The organism is Alistipes sp., from assembly GCF_048465575.1.
Classification (GTDB): Bacteria; Bacteroidota; Bacteroidia; order Bacteroidales; family Rikenellaceae; genus Alistipes.
The window spans coordinates 44,800-62,622 of sequence record NZ_DBFWLG010000007.1 but is presented as its reverse complement, the minus strand read 5'-3'; the positions used below and the strand labels follow the sequence as shown (position 1 = coordinate 62,622).

General features: G+C 61.1%; 15 protein-coding genes. 4 read left to right on the top strand and 11 right to left on the bottom strand.

What is annotated here, in order from left to right:
- Positions 1–145: 145 nt before the first annotated feature.
- Entirely contained in the window at positions 146–796 is a 651-nt protein-coding gene (locus ACMQ11_RS02055) for a pentapeptide repeat-containing protein (protein ID WP_418991002.1), read from the top strand.
- 73 nt (positions 797–869) lie between these two features.
- Here ACMQ11_RS02055 and ACMQ11_RS02050 read toward each other — a convergent pair whose 3' ends face one another.
- The 10 genes from ACMQ11_RS02050 to ACMQ11_RS02005 all read right to left on the bottom strand — a co-directional run bounded on the left by ACMQ11_RS02050 (position 870) and on the right by ACMQ11_RS02005 (position 13,569).
- Entirely contained in the window at positions 870–2,066 is a 1,197-nt protein-coding gene (locus tag ACMQ11_RS02050) for an aminopeptidase C (protein ID WP_418991001.1), read from the bottom strand.
- A 12-nt stretch (positions 2,067–2,078) separates the two neighbouring features.
- On the bottom strand, positions 2,079–4,376 hold the full coding sequence (topA, locus tag ACMQ11_RS02045; protein ID WP_418991000.1) for a type I DNA topoisomerase: 2,298 nt from the start codon (positions 4,374–4,376) through the stop codon (positions 2,079–2,081).
- Positions 4,377–4,451: 75 nt separating this feature from the next.
- Positions 4,452–6,095 carry a DUF4270 family protein gene (locus ACMQ11_RS02040; RefSeq protein ID WP_418990999.1) on the bottom strand — a complete coding sequence of 548 codons (1,644 nt, stop codon included), beginning with the start codon at positions 6,093–6,095 and terminating at the stop codon, positions 4,452–4,454.
- Complete coding sequence (locus ACMQ11_RS02035) at positions 6,079–6,885, bottom strand: glycogen/starch synthase (RefSeq protein WP_418990998.1); 807 nt, start codon at positions 6,883–6,885, stop codon at positions 6,079–6,081. The genes ACMQ11_RS02040 and ACMQ11_RS02035 overlap by 17 nt, the downstream gene beginning before the upstream one ends.
- Before the next feature lie 40 nt (positions 6,886–6,925).
- Positions 6,926–7,975, bottom strand: a complete 1,050-nt coding sequence (queA, locus tag ACMQ11_RS02030) for a tRNA preQ1(34) S-adenosylmethionine ribosyltransferase-isomerase QueA (RefSeq protein WP_418990997.1) — start codon at positions 7,973–7,975, stop codon at positions 6,926–6,928.
- 58 nt (positions 7,976–8,033) lie between these two features.
- Entirely contained in the window at positions 8,034–8,753 is a 720-nt protein-coding gene (truB, locus tag ACMQ11_RS02025; protein ID WP_418990996.1) for a tRNA pseudouridine(55) synthase TruB, read from the bottom strand.
- Positions 8,750–9,547 (bottom strand): undecaprenyl-diphosphate phosphatase, encoded by a 798-nt coding sequence (locus ACMQ11_RS02020; protein WP_418990995.1) that lies wholly within the window; start codon positions 9,545–9,547, stop codon positions 8,750–8,752. Before ACMQ11_RS02020 ends, truB begins: the two co-directional genes overlap by 4 nt.
- 148 nt (positions 9,548–9,695) lie before the next feature.
- Positions 9,696–9,956: a DUF3098 domain-containing protein gene (locus ACMQ11_RS02015; protein WP_418990994.1), complete on the bottom strand. Its 261-nt coding sequence runs from the start codon at positions 9,954–9,956 to the stop codon at positions 9,696–9,698.
- Entirely contained in the window at positions 9,957–10,838 is an 882-nt protein-coding gene (locus tag ACMQ11_RS02010; protein ID WP_418990993.1) for a cell division protein FtsX, read from the bottom strand.
- A gap of 235 nt (positions 10,839–11,073) precedes the next feature.
- Positions 11,074–13,569: a YfhO family protein gene (locus ACMQ11_RS02005; protein WP_418990992.1), complete on the bottom strand. Its 2,496-nt coding sequence runs from the start codon at positions 13,567–13,569 to the stop codon at positions 11,074–11,076.
- Between the two features lie 228 nt (positions 13,570–13,797).
- On the opposite strand from ACMQ11_RS02005, the gene ACMQ11_RS02000 reads away from it, so the two are divergent.
- Positions 13,798–14,787, top strand: a complete 990-nt coding sequence (locus tag ACMQ11_RS02000; RefSeq protein WP_418990991.1) for a polyprenyl synthetase family protein — start codon at positions 13,798–13,800, stop codon at positions 14,785–14,787.
- Positions 14,788–14,827: 40 nt separating this feature from the next.
- Positions 14,828–16,114 (top strand): MFS transporter, encoded by a 1,287-nt coding sequence (locus tag ACMQ11_RS01995; RefSeq protein ID WP_418990990.1) that lies wholly within the window; start codon positions 14,828–14,830, stop codon positions 16,112–16,114.
- 251 nt (positions 16,115–16,365) lie between these two features.
- On the opposite strand, the gene rplS is transcribed toward ACMQ11_RS01995, so the two are convergent.
- Entirely contained in the window at positions 16,366–16,746 is a 381-nt protein-coding gene (gene rplS / locus ACMQ11_RS01990; protein WP_418990989.1) for a 50S ribosomal protein L19, read from the bottom strand.
- Positions 16,747–16,996: 250 nt separating this feature from the next.
- Between rplS and surE the strand changes: the two genes are divergently transcribed.
- Positions 16,997–17,785, top strand: coding sequence for a 5'/3'-nucleotidase SurE (gene surE, locus ACMQ11_RS01985; RefSeq protein WP_418990988.1), 789 nt, complete (start codon positions 16,997–16,999; stop codon positions 17,783–17,785).
- Positions 17,786–17,823 lie beyond the last annotated feature (38 nt).

Below are 17,823 nucleotides of genomic sequence, written 5' to 3'. Positions count from 1 at the left end.
GTGGACAAAGATAGAAATTATTTTCTCTTCGGGCAAAATTGCGCTTCGGGCGGTTGTCGGATCGGTAAAAAAAGGGTATTTTTGTGAGAAATCGAACAACCGGAATCGCCTTTGCTGACCGGTTTGTTCCGCAACCGAATTGGTCATGTCCTCACCCCTCAGGCCCCGGCTGCCGCAAGAGCCGACTCCGTGCGAATGCGCTTCGGAGGCGTTTTTTTCCGATACGGAGTTGATTGCCGATTGCGCTTTCACGGGTGTTGTCTTTCCTGCTTTCGAGCGCGAACATTTCTCGGTGCAGGGTACGTGTTTCACGCGCTGCCGCTTTCCGGGCTGCACGCTGCGCGCTTCGCAGTTTGCGGACGTTGTGTTCCGCGGTTGCGACCTCTCGAACGTTCGTTTTTCGGGATGCGGCTTCCACCGTGTGGAGTTTATCGATTGCAAACTCGTGGGCGCCGACCTCTCGGAGGGGACCCTCTTTCATGTGCTCTTCGAGCGGTGCAAGGCCGAACTGGTCAATCTCTCGGAGGGGAAGATGCGCTTCGTCCGCTTCACCGGAAGCCTGCTGCGCAGCGCCTCGCTCGACCACTGCTCGCTCGAACGGGTCGGTTTTTCGCGCTGCGACCTGACGCTGGCCGAGTTGAACCGCACGCCGCTCGGGGGCATCTCCCTTGCGGACAGCCTCATCGACGGGATCCGGGTCGGCGAGGTCTCCTCGCGCGAGTTGAAAGGATTGAAAGTCACCCGCTACCAGGCCTCGGAACTGGCCCGGATGCTGGGTATCGAGATCGAGGAGTAGACCGGCCCTCCGGCGCATGAGAAACGGGACTGTCCGATAAAGGACAGTCCCGTACGTTTTGCGACCCGGGCGCCTATTTCAGGCCGAGTTTGCGGGCGATGGGCTTGGGAACCGCGTTTTTGTTGAGGGTGACCGAGGTGGTTTTGTACGCCACGAACGGACGCGAGAAATACCAGAATCCGTCATACGGCGGACGCACGTCCCACGAGTTCTGCACCTTGTAGTAGCTATTGCCCGCCTGGTCGGTGGCCGTACCCATGATGACCATGCCGTGGTCGTCGGTCGTCTGGTAGTTGTCGAATGCCTCCTGGCGCAGCTGCTGCGTGACGGTGCGCTCGCGGCCCGGCTTGTCGAACTTGTAGAGGGCGGCCTCCCGCTCCTGCTGGGTGAGTTTGCCCCAGCGTTCGGCCTCGGTGCCGCTCATCCCCTCGGTGTCGGCTTCGGGGACGATGCCGATGGCCTTGGTGCGGCTGAAGCCCTTTTCGCTTACGTCCGTGCCCCAGGCGACGGTGTAACCGCTTTCGAGCGCATGGTCGATGGTTTCCATCAGTTCGTCGAGCGGCAGGTTGTAGACCGCGCCCCACATCCAGTTGTCCGGCACCTCGAGAATGAACTGCGTGTAGAACGGATGGTGGGTGAACGACGAGAGGTCGATGTAGTCCTCCATGTCGATCGGCAGCGAGGCGGCGAACGACTGAGGCGTATATTCCCGGCCCTCGTAGGTGAAGGTCTCGGGCATGGGGCCGAAATAAGTGTCCAAAAGGGCGTCGAACCCGGGCTTCCAGGCCGTCGAGAGGGGTTTTCCGCTCTTGTCGCCCGTTTGGATCACGGCGTCGAGATAGGCTTTCAGCACGACCGAAAGTTCGTGGAAATCGGGTTTTTCGGTGCCGTACTCGAGCCCCTTGTAGACCACGAACGGTACGATGCCGTGGGCCTTGATTCCCTCGATCACGTCGTGTGCGGCGCCGCCCTCGGCGAAATTCAACTGGCCGTGCATGCGGACGTAGCGCTCGGCCTTGTCCCGGAACGAATGGCGCACGATCCACATCTCCGAAAGGTGCATTGCGGGGCCGCCTGCACGCAGAATCTCGCTCTCGAGCATCGAAAGGGTCGAAAAGCACCAGCAGGTGCCGCTGCGGCTCTGGTCCTTGACGGGGGTCGTGGGGAGGATTTTCAGGTCAGTGAAGCGGTAGCCGGTCGTGTCGGCGGTTTGTGCCGCTGCCGTAGCGAGAACGAGCAGGGCGGCCAGGGTCAGCAATGTGTGTTTCATGGGTTCGCAGGTTTATTTTTTGGAGTTGGCGACGATCTTCAGACACTCTTCGAGGGTCAGCGTTTCGGGCTTCGCGCCCTTGGGCAGGCGGTAATTCTTGCCCTTGTAGGCGATGTAGGGACCGTAGCGGCCGTTTTTGACGAGCATATCCGCGTCCTCGGGGAACGTGCGCAGCGGCGTGTTGGCCGCGGCTGCGGCGCTGCGGTGGGCCTGGACCAGCTCCACGGCGCGCTCGTAGGTGATCGTGTAGGGGTCGTCGTTCTTGGCGAGCGACGCGAACGACTTGCCGTAGCGCACGTAGGCGCCGTATTTGCCGATGCCGACAACCAGCTCGTCGCCGTCGAGAACCCCCAGGTTGCGGGGCAGGGCGAAGAGTTCGAGCGCCTCGTCGAGGGTGATCGACTCGATCAACTGCCCCTTTTTGAGCGAAGCGAAGCGGCTCTTTTCGCCCTCCGCGCCCTCGATCTCGACCATCGGACCGTAGCGGCCGATGCGGGCTTTGACGACGTGGCCCGTCGCGGGGTCGTTGCCCAGGATGCGGGCCTGGCCGCGCTTGTCGGTCTGGGTCTCGATGGCCTTGTCGACCATCCGATGGAACGGGCCGTAGAACTCGGCGATCATCCGGTCCCAGGTAATGTCGCCCTCGGCGATGCGGTCGAACTCCTTTTCGACGCTGGCCGTGAAATTGTAGTCGATGATCGAAGCGAACTGCGCCTCGAGGTAGTCGTTGACGACCATGCCGATGTCGGTGGGCGAGAGGCGGTTCTTCTCCTTGCCGTAATTTTCGGTGAGGGTTTTGGCCGTGAGCTTGTCGCCCGTGAGCGTCAGTTGCGTATAGTCGCGTTTTTGTCCCTCCTTGTTCTGCTTGACGACGTAGCCGCGGTTGATGATCGTGGTGATCGTCGGGGCGTAGGTCGAGGGACGTCCGATGCCCAGCTCTTCGAGCCGCTTCACGAGCGACGCCTCGTTGTAGCGCGCCGGCGAGGAGGTGAAGCGCTCGGTGGCCGTGATGCCGGCCGGGAGCACCGGGTCGCCCGCCGCCAGTTTCGGAAGCAGTCCCTCGCCGCTCTCGGCGGCCTGGTCGTCGTCCGTGGATTCGGAGTAGAGCCTGAGGAATCCGTCGAAGCGGACCACCTCGCCCTGAGCCACGAACTGGTGCGTCGATCGGGACATGTCGATGGTGATGGTGGTGCGGTCCAGTTCGGCCGGGACCATCTGCGAAGCGACGGTGCGCTTCCAGATCAGCTCGTACAACCGTTTTTCGTTGGGCGTGCCCTCGATCTCGTGCCGCTCGATGTACGACGGGCGGATGGCCTCGTGAGCCTCCTGCGCCCCCTTGGTCTTGGTCTTGTAGTTGAACCAGCGGGAGTAGTTGTCGCCGAAAAGGCGGGTGATCTCCTCCTTGCACTGCGCCAGGGCCTGCTGCGAGAGATTCACCGAGTCGGTACGCATGTAGGTGATAAGACCCTGCTCATAAAGGTGCTGTGCGACGGACATGGTCTGCGCGACCGACATGCCCAGCTTGCGGCCCGCCTCCTGTTGCAGGGTGGAGGTCGTGAACGGCGGCGCGGGGTAGCGCTGGGCGGGTTTTTCCTCGGATTTTGAGACCGTGAACGTGGCGCCGATCGCGCTGCGGAGGAACTCCCCGGCCTGGGCCGCGGTCTCGAAGCGGGTCGGCAGTTCGGCCTTGAAGAGCGTCTTGTCCGGGTCGTCGGCGGCGTAAAACTGGGCCACGACGCGGAAAAAGGCCGTGGAGCGGAAAGCGATAATCTCGCGTTCGCGCTCGACGATCAGCCGCACAGCCACCGATTGCACGCGGCCGGCCGAGAGCGACGGGCGCACCTTTTTCCACAGCACGGGCGAGAGTTCGAAACCCACCAGCCGGTCCAGAATACGGCGCGCCTGCTGGGCGTTGACCAGGTCCATGTTGACCGTGCGCGGCTTCTCGATGGCCTCCAGAATCGCCCGTTTGGTGATTTCGTGGAAGACGATGCGCTTGGTCTGTTCGACGGGGAGCCCCAACACTTCCGTGAGGTGCCATGCGATGGCCTCTCCTTCGCGGTCTTCATCCGAGGCGAGCCACACGGTTTTCTTTTTGGCCAGCTTCGTCAACTCGTCCACCACTTTCTTCTTGTCGGCCGGGATTTCGTAGACGGGGGTGAATCCGCTGTCGATGTGGATTCCGAGGTCTTTCTTCGAGAGGTCGCGGATGTGGCCGAAGCTCGATTTGACGATGAAATCCTTGCCGAGGAACTTTTCGATGGTTTTGGCCTTGGCCGGGGACTCGACGATTACTAAATTTTCCTGCATGCGTGTATGTCACTTGTTAGAAATGCGAAAACCTAAGTGTAGCACTTAGGTTCCGCAGAAAGTCCTGTCATTGGTTTATTTGATCATGTTGTAAGCCAGCTCGAAACGGATCGGAGCGTTGTTCTGCACGGGGTCCGACGCCTCGGTCGCCGCGCCTTGCAGCAGGCTGAAATCGGGGGTGTAGAGACCGTATGCTTCGGGTCCGAGGTAGACCGTCCGGTTTTCTACACGGTTCAGATCGACTGCGCGGTGCTCGGCATCGGCGGCTTTCCGCTCCTTGTCGTAGCTGTTCCACAGGGCCTGCATGTAGCCCGTGATGTCGAGGATGTAGCAGCCGCGGCTGCGGTTGATGTAGCCGCCGTAGGAGAGCGTCGTGCTGTAATTCTTCTCGTAGACGTAGGCGTAGTCGGCGATGGGGGTCAGCTTCTTGTAATCGGTATAGAGACCCAGCCGGCTCTGCGCCGCGTCCATCTGCTCGATGAGCCGCGCGGTGTTGCCCTCTGCGATCTGCGTCCAGTCGTACTGGCTTTCGGGGAAATAGACCAGCATGCGGGCCTGACTGAATGCCAAGGTCGTGAACTGCTTTTTCGAGGCGTCGTTCTCCCGCTCGATCTCCCGTTCCAGCTCGTCGAAGAACTCCTGCGTGAACCTCAGTTCGGTCACCACGCCGCCCATGCCCTCGACGTAGACCAGCGGGTTCTCCGGCCGCGTGTCCGGCTGATCCTTTTCGGGTTCGCGGGCCGCATCGATGTCGATCCGCACGCTGGCGTCGGTGGCCTTGGAGTAGTCGTGGGCGATGTGGTTGAGCGACACGTTCCCGTGGTCGGCATAGGAGTCGTAGAAATAGTAGACCATGCCGATGGTGTCCTGGATGAGCGTGGGGTCCGACTCCACGCGGTTGCGGCCGTACACGGCCAGCCCCGACGCATCGAGCGCGGTGGCGTAGACGGCGCCCTTGCCGGCGGGCTGGGGCTCGGAGGGTCGGATGTAGAGCCCCTTGAACTCCTCGACCCACTTGTCGAGGTTGTCGGCGCTGTAAATCGAGTAGTCCTCCTCGTAGGCCGTTCCCGACCCTTTCTGAAGCATCAGCCGCTTGATGAAATTGCGCCCCGCCTCCTTGGGATCCAGGGTTACGGCCGTGGTGGCGGGACCCTTCTCGCCGCCCAAAGTGAACGTGAAGAGCTCCTCGCCGAGTATGCCCTCCTTTTCGGGGTCGAACGAGAGGTAGAACGTCGTATCCTGCTTCTCTTTTTCGGTCAGGTACTTGTTGTCGATGACCTCGAAGATGCTGAACTGCTGCACGGTGGTCGTGTCGCCGCCGTAGGTGTCGATCGAGAGCAGCAGCTGCGCCGAGTCGAAGATCGGACGGTAGCCGAAATAGCCCTCGTCCACCTTGTAGTAGCAGAGGTACTGCGAGAGGAATCCCGCCTGCCGCAGCCCCGTCGTGTCGTTGAGCGTCGAACCCATGTAGCCGTAGGAGATGTTCGAACCGATGATCGAGTCGGTCTGGAACAGGCGCGTCTCGATGTATTTCGTCAATCGGTCCTCTTTGCTGCGGGGCAGCGTGATGTAGCCCGCTTTCATCTGCTGGTTGTCCGGCACCAGGTTCGATCCCAGCGTGTCGTCCACCTCGGTGCAGCCCGCCAGCACCGCTGCGCCCGCCAGCGCCAGTACGGCCAGCGCGCGGCCCCAACGGCAGAGTTTATTGAATTTTGTCATAGAATCGGTTGTAATTGTCGAAAAAGTCCGCTGCGTCGGGTGCCTGGTACGGGAGCAGCGGCTTGGAGCTGTTGCGCGCGATCTCCAGGATTTCGGGCGCAACGTCCTCGGACGCCACGACCACACCGTCGGCATACTCCATAACGAAACGGCAGAGATTTTCGTATGACGGCGCGCTGAGAATCTCCAGATTTTTGTCCTTGACCCCCTCGTTGGCGATCTTCGAAGAGAAACCCTTGTCCAGCTCCCCGGGGAACGAATCGCCGTAGAGCGAGACGACCACTTTCACGTCGCGGAAGATGGGATCGTCGGCGAAGACGCGCTTGAGGTAGACCGGCACCACGCCAGCGAACCAGCCGTGGCAGTGGACGATGGTGGGGGTCCAGCGCAGTTTCTTGACCGTTTCGAGCACCCCGCGCGCGAAGAAGATGGCCCGCTCGTCGTTGTCCTCGAAATAGGTGCCCTTGTCGTCCGTGAGCGTGGCCTTGCGCGAGAAATAGTCGTCGTTGTCGATGAAATAAATCTGTACGCGGGCCGCGGGGATCGAAGCCACCTTGATGATGAGCTGGTGGTCGTTGTCGTCGATGATCAGGTTCATGCCCGACAGGCGGATCACCTCGTGCAGCTGGTGGCGGCGCTCGTTGATCGAGCCGTAGCGGGGCATGAACGTGCGGATCTCGTTGCCGCGTTCCTGCATCGCCTGCGTGAGGGTACGGCACAGCCTGGAACTCTCCGTTTCGGGGAGATAGGGCATGATCTCCTGACATACGTACAGAATCTTGCTTGCCATGATTCGGGGGTTTTATACGGGCAAAGGTACGAAAAAATTCTTAAAGAATGAGCATGGCGTCGCCGTAAGTACCGAAACGGTACCCCTCCTCTTTGGCTACCTTGTAGGCGTTCATGATCGTGTCGTAACCGCCGAATGCGGCCACCATCATCAACTGCGTGGAGTAGGGGAGGTGGAAATTGGTCACCATCGCGTCGGCCACGGTGAATTCGTAGGGCGCGAAGACGAACTTGTTGGTCCAGCCCTCCATGGGTTTTATCATGCCGCCGGTCGAGACGGCCGTCTCGACGGTGCGCATCACGGTCGTGCCGATGGCTACGACCTTGTGCCCGCTGCACTTGGCTTCGTTCACCGCCCGGGCGGCCTGGTCGGTGACGAAGAACTGCTCGGAGTCCATCTTGTGCTTCGAGAGGTCCTCGACGTCCACCGTGCGGAAATTGCCCAGTCCGACGTGCAGCGTGATGAACGTGCGGTCGATCCCTTTGATCTCCATGCGCTTCATCAGGTGCTTCGAAAAGTGCATGCCGGCCGTCGGCGCGGCTACGGCGCCCTCTTTCTCGGCGAAGATCGTCTGGTAGCGTTCGGCGTCCTCGGGTTCGACTTTCTCGCGCACCCATTTGGGCAGGGGCGTTTCGCCCAGCGCGAAGAGGGTCTGCTTGAACTCCTCGTAGGAGCCGTCGAACAGAAAACGCAGCGTGCGGCCGCGCGAGGTGGTGTTGTCGATCACCTCGGCCACCAAGAGGTCGTCGTCGCCGAAATAGAGCTTGTTGCCGATGCGGATTTTGCGCGCCGGGTCGACCAGCACGTCCCACAGCCGCAGCTCGCGGTTCAACTCCCTGAGCAAAAAGATTTCGATCTCGGCGCCCGTCTTCTCCTTGTTTCCGTAGAGGCGTGCCGGAAAGACTTTCGTGTCGTTGAAGACGAAGAGGTCTTTCTCCTTGAAATAGCCGATGATCTCCTTGAATATGCGGTGCTCGATGGTGCCTTTGGCGCGGTTGATGACCATCAGGCGCGACTCGTCGCGGTTCAGGGCCGGGTGTTTGGCCAGCATTTCGGGCGCGAAATCGTATCCGTATTGCGATAATTTCATAGGTTGTCCTTTAGTTTGCGTTTACGAAAGACAGATTAAATATTATACGCAAAAAAGACTATTTTGTTTCAAGTTCCTGCAATTTTTGCAGAAAAACGTCCAGCGAAAAGGCTTTTTCGGCCGTAAAGCCGCCGCTGCGCGTGCGCCGGAGCGCCGTCAGGTGGGCGCCGCTGCGGAGCGACTGACCGATCTCGCCGGCGAGCGAGCGGATGTAGGTGCCCTTGCTGCACCGGACGCGGATTTTGATCCGCGGCAGGGCGTATTCCAGCAGCTCCATCTCGTAGATGGCGATCTGCGCCTTGCGCAGCGTGACCTCCTCGCCCGCACGGGCCAACTCGTAGGCCCGCGTGCCGTCGATCTTCTTGGCCGAGTAGCGGGGCGGCTCCTGCAACCGCTCGCCCGTCAGGGCGCGGAGCGCCTCCCCGACCCCCTCGCGGGTGATGTGTTCCCACGGATAGGTCCGGTCCACGGGGTGTTCGAGGTCGAAACTGGGCGTCGTGGCCCCGAGCATCACGTCGGCCACGTACTCTTTCTCCTCGGCCTGAAGCGCATCGACCAGTTTGGTAGCCCTGCCGATGCAGACCAACAGCACGCCCGTAGCCAGCGGATCGAGCGTCCCGGCATGGCCCACTTTGATCTTGCGGTAACCCAGCCGGCGCAGCGCGAACTTGATCTTGCGGACCACGTCCGTCGAGGTCCACTCCAGGGGCTTGTCGATGACGGCGATGTAGCCCTCCTCGAAATTGAGGCCTCTGAGGTCGGGTATCTGTTCCGTCATGCCAGGTAGCTGTAAATGGATACGATGCCCGCCAGGGCGCAGTAGACGGCGAACCAGATCAGCTTGCCCCGCTTGACGACCTCGATCATGCCCTTGCAGGCCAGGCATCCGGTCAGGAACGAGGCGGCGAATCCCGCGGCGAGCGTCCCTGCGCCTATGCCTGCGGCCGGAAGCCCTCCGGCGTCGAGCATCTCCAGAAGCGTTTGTCCGATGATCGGCGCGAGCACCATCAAAAACGAGAACTGCGCCACCACGGCTTTTTTGTTACCCAGCAGCAGCCCCGTGGCGATGGTCGAGCCCGAGCGCGAAAGCCCCGGCATGGCGGCTGCGGCCTGCGCCAGGCCGATGAGAAAGGCGTCTCGGTAGGAGATCGTCTCTTTCTGGCGCGGGCGGGCGTAGTAGGCGAACGTGAGCAGCGCTGCGGTCAGGAGCAGCATGGCGCCGACCACGACCAGGATATAGGGCGCTTCGAGCAGGGCGTTGATCCGGTCGACCAGCAGCAGCCCGACGATGCCGATGGGGATCATCGAGACGACGATCTTGAGCACGTAGGCCTGCTCCTCGTTGAACCGGCGCGAAAAGAGTCCTTTCAAGAGGCGCCACACCTCGCGGTGCAGCACCACGAGCGTACTGAGGACCGTTCCGGCGTGCAGCATCACGTCGAACGTGAGGTTGTCCTCGATCCTTACGCCCAGCAGCTCCTTGGCGATCTGGAGGTGCCCGCTGCTCGACACGGGCAGGAACTCGGTGATACCCTGCACGATGCCGAGCAGAATGGCTTGCAATGTATCCATCGAATGCAATTCAGAATTAAGAATTCATAATTCATAATTATTCTTTCGCAATCCACGGCGCAGGGTCTGTACGGTCCTGGAAATGCAGCAATCCGATGTTCCGTAACTTGCATGTATGGCGCGTTTGAATTATGAATTTTGAATTGTTTTACTTGTACCGTTTGAGGATGGCGAAGATTTCGATCACGAAACCGCCGATCACCAGGATCGGGGCCAGCGTGATCCTCCGCCACGAAAACATGGCGTAGTTGAACTCCTCGGGCGAGTCGCTGCCGCCGCCTGCCATGAGGATGAATCCGAGGAGGATGACGCCGAAACCGATCGCCAGCAGGATGTAGTTGCGGCGCGTAAGCGGCATGCGGGGGTTCTCCACGTCGGACCGCCGGGGGGGATTGTTCGCTTTTTTCATTTAATAGAGGTATATCTTGTTCGATTTCATGTTGATGAATTTGTTGAGCGCGAAAGCCGTGAAGAGCAGCGAGAGGAGGATACCTCCCGCAACCATCGAGCCCAGAATCAGGGCGACCTTTTCCGCTGCGGCGATGTTCGTCAGTTCGGGGATGGTCTCGTTGAGTCCGTAGACCGCCAGCGCGAAGAGCCCCGCGGCCGCCAGCCCGGAGAGGATGCCCTGCGTGATGCTGCTCGCCAGGAACGGGCGCATGATGAACCACTTGGTCGCTCCCACGAGTTTCATCGTATTGATGAGGTAACGTTTCGAGAAGATCGCCAGGCGGATGGTGTTACTCACCAGAATCAGTGAAATTGCCAGCAGCGCCCCGCCGAACAGGAGCAGCACCAGCCGGATTTTGCCCACCGTGGCGTGCAGCCGCTCGGCCAGCAATGCCGGGTACGACACGCGGTCCACGCCCCGGATGCGGGAGGCTGCGGCGATGAAGCCGTCGAGCAGTTCCCGCTCCTCCGAAGCGGCCGTGAGGGTCAGTTCGTAGGAGTCCAGCAACGGATTTTCTCCCAGAATCTCCTCGAACTGGCTTTCGAACATCTTGCGGAATTCGGCATCTTCCAGCTTCTCCTCCTTGGGTACGTAGGCGATCGTTGCGACGATCGCTTCGGCGGTCAGGTCGCCCGCAATCCGCTCCCGGTCGGCATCCGTGAGGCCGTTTTCGAGCTCCACCGAGACCGCGATGCTCTCTTGCAGCGTGTCGGCCACCTTCATCGCCGCCACCATCAGGTAGCCCACCGACCCCAGCAGAAAAAGCACCAGCGTAATGCTTACGGTCGATACGATATAGGAGTTGCGGACTTTCCGCTTGAGTCGTTTATCGTCTTTCATATCCTATCCTTGCATACAATTTTGTTCCGGTTGTTTCTTCGGCCCGTTGCAATCGCGGCCCCTGGCCGCGTATCCAATTCTGACCCACCCCCAAACCCTGCCTCGGCGGGGGCTTTCCTGCGGGGCGGGATTTACACCAGCCCTTTTCCTGTCTGGTCCTCCTGCGTAACGGTCCCTGCTCTTTCACGAAACCCGAATTTCGTTCGGAAAGCAAACGGGTCTGCGGGCAGTTGGGTCACTCTTTTTTCCTCCTTTTCAGGATCATATAGACCAGCGCAGCCGCCGCGCCCAGCAGAATCAGTGCCGAGCAAATACCCGTCACCGTCTCTACCGCGGTCCACTTCGGGGCGCGGAAACGCCACTCGACGGTATGTGCTCCGGCCGGGAGCTTCATTGCCCGCAGCACATAGTCGGCGCGGATGTAGGGCCTCTCTTCGCCGTCCACACAGGCCCGCCACCCCTTGTCGTAGTAGATCTCCGAAAAGACCGCCAGCGATTCTTCGGGTGCGGTGTATTCGTATTTGAGGTAGTTGGGGCGGTACTCCGTCAGCGCGATCCGCTGCACGGCGGCCGTGTCGGGGGCAATCCCCGCCTGCCACGCTTCGGCGTAGGCGCAATCCTTTTCGGCGATGACGGCCGTGGTTTTGAGGTTTACCTCGCCCAGCAGGGCGATCTCATCCTCGGGTGTGTGCGCACACACCGTCCGTTCGACGAACCACGCCGCGCCGTTGGGCGCGGCCCGTCGTCGCGCTTCGGGCTGTCCGTCGGCTCCCGGGACGATCACGTAGCGCGTGTTGAGCATGTCGAGTACCGCCTCGTCGCCCGCGGCCAGGTAGCGGTCGATCAGGTCCTGGTAGCGGGCCAGTTTGGCTCCGTGGTAGCCGCCCACCGAGCGGTGGAAATAGGAGGTCGTGGCGTCGTTGAACGGACTGACCGTAAGGTTCAGCACCCGGTACCCCGGCTCTTTGTCCTGCAAAATTGCTTTGTCGGCGGCCGACTGGACGACCTGCTGCCGGCGCGGAGAGCCGAAATCGTCGTGCGAAAGGAACCGCAGGTCTACCGGCACGAGGTCGATCAGTACGACGGCCGCCAGCAGGGCTGTCAAAGCGTATTTATTGATTTTTCGCAGGGCGAACAGCAGCACACTCCCCGCAGCGAGGAGGATCATCACGAGCGACCGCCAGGCATCGGCCTGCATCATCCGCGTCCGCTCGGCCGCCATCGCGGCCCCCACGCGCTCGCCCCATTCGATATCCATGCCGCGGTCGAGGTACTCCTGCATCCCGTTGGCCTCGAAGATGCGGGTGAACTGCCCGGTCATCATCTCGGTGCTTTCCGCGCGGCCGAAATCGAAGAGCGAGCCGCCCGCCAGCGCCAGCAGGAGGCACAGCCCACCCGTTACGCCCGCCGTCCAGGCCAGTGCGCGCAGCAACTGCCGGCGCGGTATCTCGCCGCGCCACAACCGCATCAGCGCCAGCGCGCCCAGCAGCGGCACGGCCCACTGCACGACCACGAGGGTCATCGACACGGTGCGGAACTTGTTGTAACCGGGCAGGTATCTGAAAGCAAATTCGGTGAATCCCATCAAATGGCGACCCCAGGCCAGGAGGATCATCGCCACGCAGGCCGCCACGATCCACCACTTGTTGCGTCCGCGCGCCAGCGCGATACCCAGTGCGGCCAGGAACACGGCGGCGGCGCCCAGGTAGGTGGGGCCTCCGGTGTAGGGCTGGTCGCCCCAGTAGGTCGGAAGCTGCTGCGCGGCGCCCCGCAACCCCATTTCGTTGAGCGTGGCGGCGACCTCCCCGTCGGGCGAGAAGACCGAGCCCGATTCGCGGCCCATGAAATCGGGAACGAGGAGGTTGAGCGTCTCCGTGCGTCCGTAGCTCCAGGCCGTGGCGTAGTCGAGGTCCAGGCCGTTCTGCGAGGCCTGAGCAGGTGCGGTCAGCTCCGAGCCGCCGCGCATGGTTTCGGGCGTATGCTGGGCCGTGTACCACAGGGGTGAAAAGTTGGAACCCACGGCCACTATCCCCGCGGCGGCCAGCACAAGGGTGCGCAGGGCAAAATCTTTCAGGCGCTTCTCCCTGAGAGCCGAGACGCCCTCGCTGATCCAGAACGCGGCCATCGCCACGAGAAAGTAGTAGGTGATCTGCGGGTGGTTGGCGCCGATCTCGAGCGAAGCGGCCAGCGCCGTCAGGGCCGCACCGATCCACATGTTGCCGCGCAGGGCGATCCAGGCGCCTCCCATCATCAGCGGGGCGTAGACCAAAGCCCACATTTTGGTCAGGTGGCCCGCCCCGATGATGAGCAGGAAATAGGTCGAAAGTCCGTAGGCGAGGGCCGGCACGATCCCCACCCAGGGATCGATCCCCACGATGAGCAGCATGAGCCACATGGCCGTCATGGCGAAGAAGAGGAATCCGGCGGGGGTGGAGATCGCCTTGACGACCTGTCCCACGGTGCGCTTGACCAGTTGTGCCGGATAGGCCACGTTGATCAGGTAGGCGGGCATTCCGCCGAACATGCCGCCCGTCCACTGGGGGTCTTCGCCCGTGGCGAGGCGCATCCGGGTGATGTCGCTGGCCATGCCCTCGTACTGCACCACGTCGTGCTGGGGCAGCGCCTCGCCGCGGAACTGCGGGGCGAAATAGAGGGCGCTCACCACGAAGAAGAGAGCGAGGGCCGCCGCTGCGGGCAGCAACCTCGGCAGGATGCCTTTCGAAGATTCCATTTTTTAGTCGCTTAACCGAGGGTCAAAGGTACGAAAAAATAGTCAGTTCCCGAGTTGCGGTCGTGAAATTTCATTATCTTTGCCCCTGGCGAACGCACCATGAAGAGCGGAGGAGGCGAATCTTTCGGCGCGGGGCGGGAGGCGTTTTTTCCCTCTTCCGCACAGGGGCTGCCGCCATGCGTTACGAGGCCGCGGGGCTTTGGGGAGCCGCTTTGAAAAAAGGTTTTTATGATGACACTCGATACCATTCGCAAACCCGTAACCGCCGAGCTGGAGGCGTTCGACGAGTTCGTCGCCGAGCAGTTTACGGCCGAGGGGGAGTTGCTTTCGAACATGCTGCGTTACGCCCTTTCGTCGCGCGGCAAGGGTATCCGCCCGTTGCTGGTGATGCTGTCGGCCGCGATGAATGCCTCCGTCAAGGGCGCTTCCCGTGGCCGCAGGGTCTCGCTGGCGGCCATGCTGGTCGAAATGATCCACGTGGCTTCGCTCATCCACGACGACGTGATCGACGAATCCGATACGCGACGCGGCCGGCCGTCGGTCAATGCCCGCTGGCAGTCGCACCGGGCCGTGATTCTGGGCGACTACATCCTGGCCCGCAACATGGCGGTCGGGCTTCAGAGCGGCCAGTTCGACCTGGTGACCCACATTTGCGGCGCGATGGCCGCCTTGTGCGAGGGCGAGGTGCTGCAAGGGGAGTGCGCCGACAAGCACACGATGACCCGCCAGACCTACCTGGACATCATATACAAGAAAACCGCCAGCCTGATAGGCGTCTGCGCCTCGGCCGGTGCGCTGGCCGTCGGTGCCCCGCGCGAGCGGGTGTCGCTCATGCGCCGCTTCGGCGAAGCCCTGGGCATGGCGTTCCAGATTCAAGACGACTTGCTGGACTACACCCGCGACGCGCATACCGGAAAACCCGCGAACAACGACCTGAGGGAGGGAAAGATCACCCTGCCGCTGCTCGCGGTGCTGGACCGGGCGGACGAGGGGCGGCGAGAGGACCTGCTTGCCCGGCTGGCCCGCTGCCACGAGGACGAAGAGGCCGTGGAATATCTCCGGCGCACGGTCGAGAACGAGGGAGGCCTGCGATTCGCCTCCGAGGTGATGCACAGCTACGTTTCGCGGGCCGTGGACATGCTCTCCGAATACGAGCCCTCGCCCTACCGCTCCTCGCTGGTGAATCTCTGCACGTATGTCGTCGAGCGGGACCGCTGATATCGAACCTGCAAACTTATTAACCTAATCGATACTCTTTATGGAACAGAAAAAAAATTACACGCTGCCCATCGTCATGATGTTCTGTCTCTTTGCGATGATCTCGTTCGTGACGGGCCTCACCAACCCGCTTGGCGTGATCGTGAAGAACCAGTTTGCCGTGGCCAACTGGATGTCGCAGCTGGGCAATGCGGCCAATTTCATCGCCTATGCTTTCATGGGCATTCCGGCGGGCATGATGCTCCGACGCATCGGCTACAAGAAGACGGCGCTGGTGGCCGTGGCCGTGGGATTCGTCGGCGTGGGCATCCAGTTCCTTTCGGGCGAGGCCGGAAGTTTCGCCATCTACCTGACGGGCGCTTTCATCTCCGGATTCTCGATGTGCATGCTCAATACGGTCGTCAACCCGATGCTCAACACCTTGGGCGGCGGCGGCAAGAAAGGCAACCAGCTCATCCAGTTCGGCGGCTCGCTCAACTCGATCGCCGCAACCATCGTTCCCATTCTGGTAGGTTACCTGATGGGCAACGCGGCCAACGCCACCATCCGCGACGCGGCTCCCGCGCTCTGGATCGCCATGGGTATCTTCGCGCTGGTCTTCGTGGTCCTCTACCTGGTCCGCATTCCCGAACCGTACGCCATCGAGCAGGGAGGCGCCAAGAAGAAAGATACGCACAGCGCCCTCTCGTTCCGCCATTTCGTGCTCGGCACGGTGGCCATTTTCATCTATGTGGGTGTCGAGGTGGGCATTCCCAACTTCATGAACCTCTTCCTCACGGCCGCTTCCGACGCCTCGACCAGCGGCGTGGGCATGGCTGCTGCTGCTGCGGGTTCGCTGGTGGGCACCTACTGGTTCCTGATGATGGTGGGACGGCTGATCGGCGGCGCCATCGGCGGCAAGGTGTCGAGCCGGGTGCAGCTCTCGGTGGTATGCTCCCTGGCCATTGTCTTCGTCCTGCTGGGCATCTTCGCTCCCATGACCGTGACGGCTTCCATGCCCGTGTTCACGGGTACGGGCTTCTCCATGATCCAGGTGCCGATCGGCATCATGTTCCTCACGCTCTGCGGTCTGTGCACCTCGGTAATGTGGGGCGGCATCTTCAACCTGGCCGTCGAGGGGCTCGGAAAGTACACCTCGATGGGGTCGGGCATCTTCATGGTCATGGTCTGCGGCGGCGGCATTCTCCCGCTCATCCAGGGCTATGTGGCCGACATCTCGAGCTACCTGACGAGCTACTGGGTGATCGTGATCGGGCTGGCCTACATGCTCTACTATGCGCTTATCGGCTCGCGCAACGTCAACCGCGATATTCCCGTGGAGGATTGACGCTTCCGAACGGATCGAAAATCCCCGGCCTCTTCGATGGAGGTCGGGGTTTTTCGGTTAGGGGATGGCGGTTCGGGTGAGGTGAAAAGTGAAAGTTAAAAGGTGAAAAGCTTACCTGTGTTTGCCTCTTCGGTGGCTGGCATAACGTCAAGCGAATTTTCTCGATCCACGAAGACATAAGCCATGCCGGTAAATGAAAAAAACAGGACAACCGTTTCGGTTGTCCTGTTTTTCTGAACGCCGGCGGCGGATTATTTCTTCTCCGCGCTGGTCATGCGCTTCTCCTTGATGCGGGCTTTCTTGCCGGTCAGATCGCGCAGGTAGTAGATGCGTGCACGGCGGACAACGCCGATCTTGTTGACCTCGATCTTTTCGATATGAGGCGAGTAGAGCGGGAAGATACGCTCGACACCCACGCCGTTCGAAACTTTGCGGATGGTGAACATCTTGGTCTTGCCCGATCCCTTGATCTGGATCACCACGCCGCGGAAACTCTGGATACGCTCCTTGTTACCCTCGACGATCTTGTACGATACGGTGATCGTGTCACCGGCTTTGAACGACGGTACGTCGGCGTCCGTCTTCGGCCACATCTGCTCGTTGACGAGCCTGATGATTGCATCTTTGTTCATTGTTGCAACAATTAAAATGGTTTCGCATTCAACATTCCCGCTGCGACGGACCCCATAGGACCCTTTGTCCCTAATCGCGCGGTGGATCGACTCCGCTCCGCATGCGCCCGGTCGCCCAATGAAAGAGGTTGATATACGTCCCTTTCGGGGCTGCAAATATACGAAGAAATTTCGGTTGTGCGCAAGTGTGGCATGAAAATATCTTTTCGGAACGCGTTTTATTCGTATCTTTACAGGCAAAACGAACACGATGAAAGAGCGATTGATCCTGGTAACCAACGACGACGGTTACGATTCCCGCGGCCTGGCCGCCGCCATCGAGGTGGTGCGCGACCTGGGCCGCGTAGTGGTGGTGGCGCCCGAGACGATGCAGAGCGGCATGAGCCAGGCCATCACGATTTACAACCCGTTATATTTAAGAAAGGTGCGCGAAGAGGAGAAACTGGAGGTCTATGCCTTTTCGGGCACTCCGGTCGACTGCGTGAAGATGGCTTTCGACTACCTGCTGCGCGACCGGCGGGTCGATCTGGTCCTCTCGGGCATCAACCATGGCTCGAACTCCGCCGTGAACGTGCTCTACTCGGGCACGATGGGCGCCGCCATCGAGGGGAGCTTCTACGGCTGCCCGGCCATCGGGCTGTCGCTCGACGACCACGAGGCCGGCGCCGATTTCGAGGCTTCGGTCCGCTACGGCCGGCGGATCGTGGATCAGGTGTTGGCCGCGCAGCTTGAAATGCCGCTCTGCCTGAATGTCAACGTGCCGATCGGCCGGCCCGACGAGTTGCGGGGCATCCGCCTCTGCCGCCAGAACCGGGGCTTCTGGCGCGAGGAGTTTTTCCGCCACGAAGACCCCCGCGGGCGGGCCTATTTCTGGCTCACAGGGGCTTTCGTCAACAGCGAACCCGAGGCCGAGGACACCGACGAATGGGCCCTTTCGCACGGGTACGTCTCGGTGGTGCCCGTGCAGACCGACCTGACGGACTACCGGCAGCTGGAGAACCTGCGGTTTCTCAACCGCAATGAAACAATTAAAAATTAAGAATTAAAAATTAATAAGGATGCGGGGAACGTACTTTA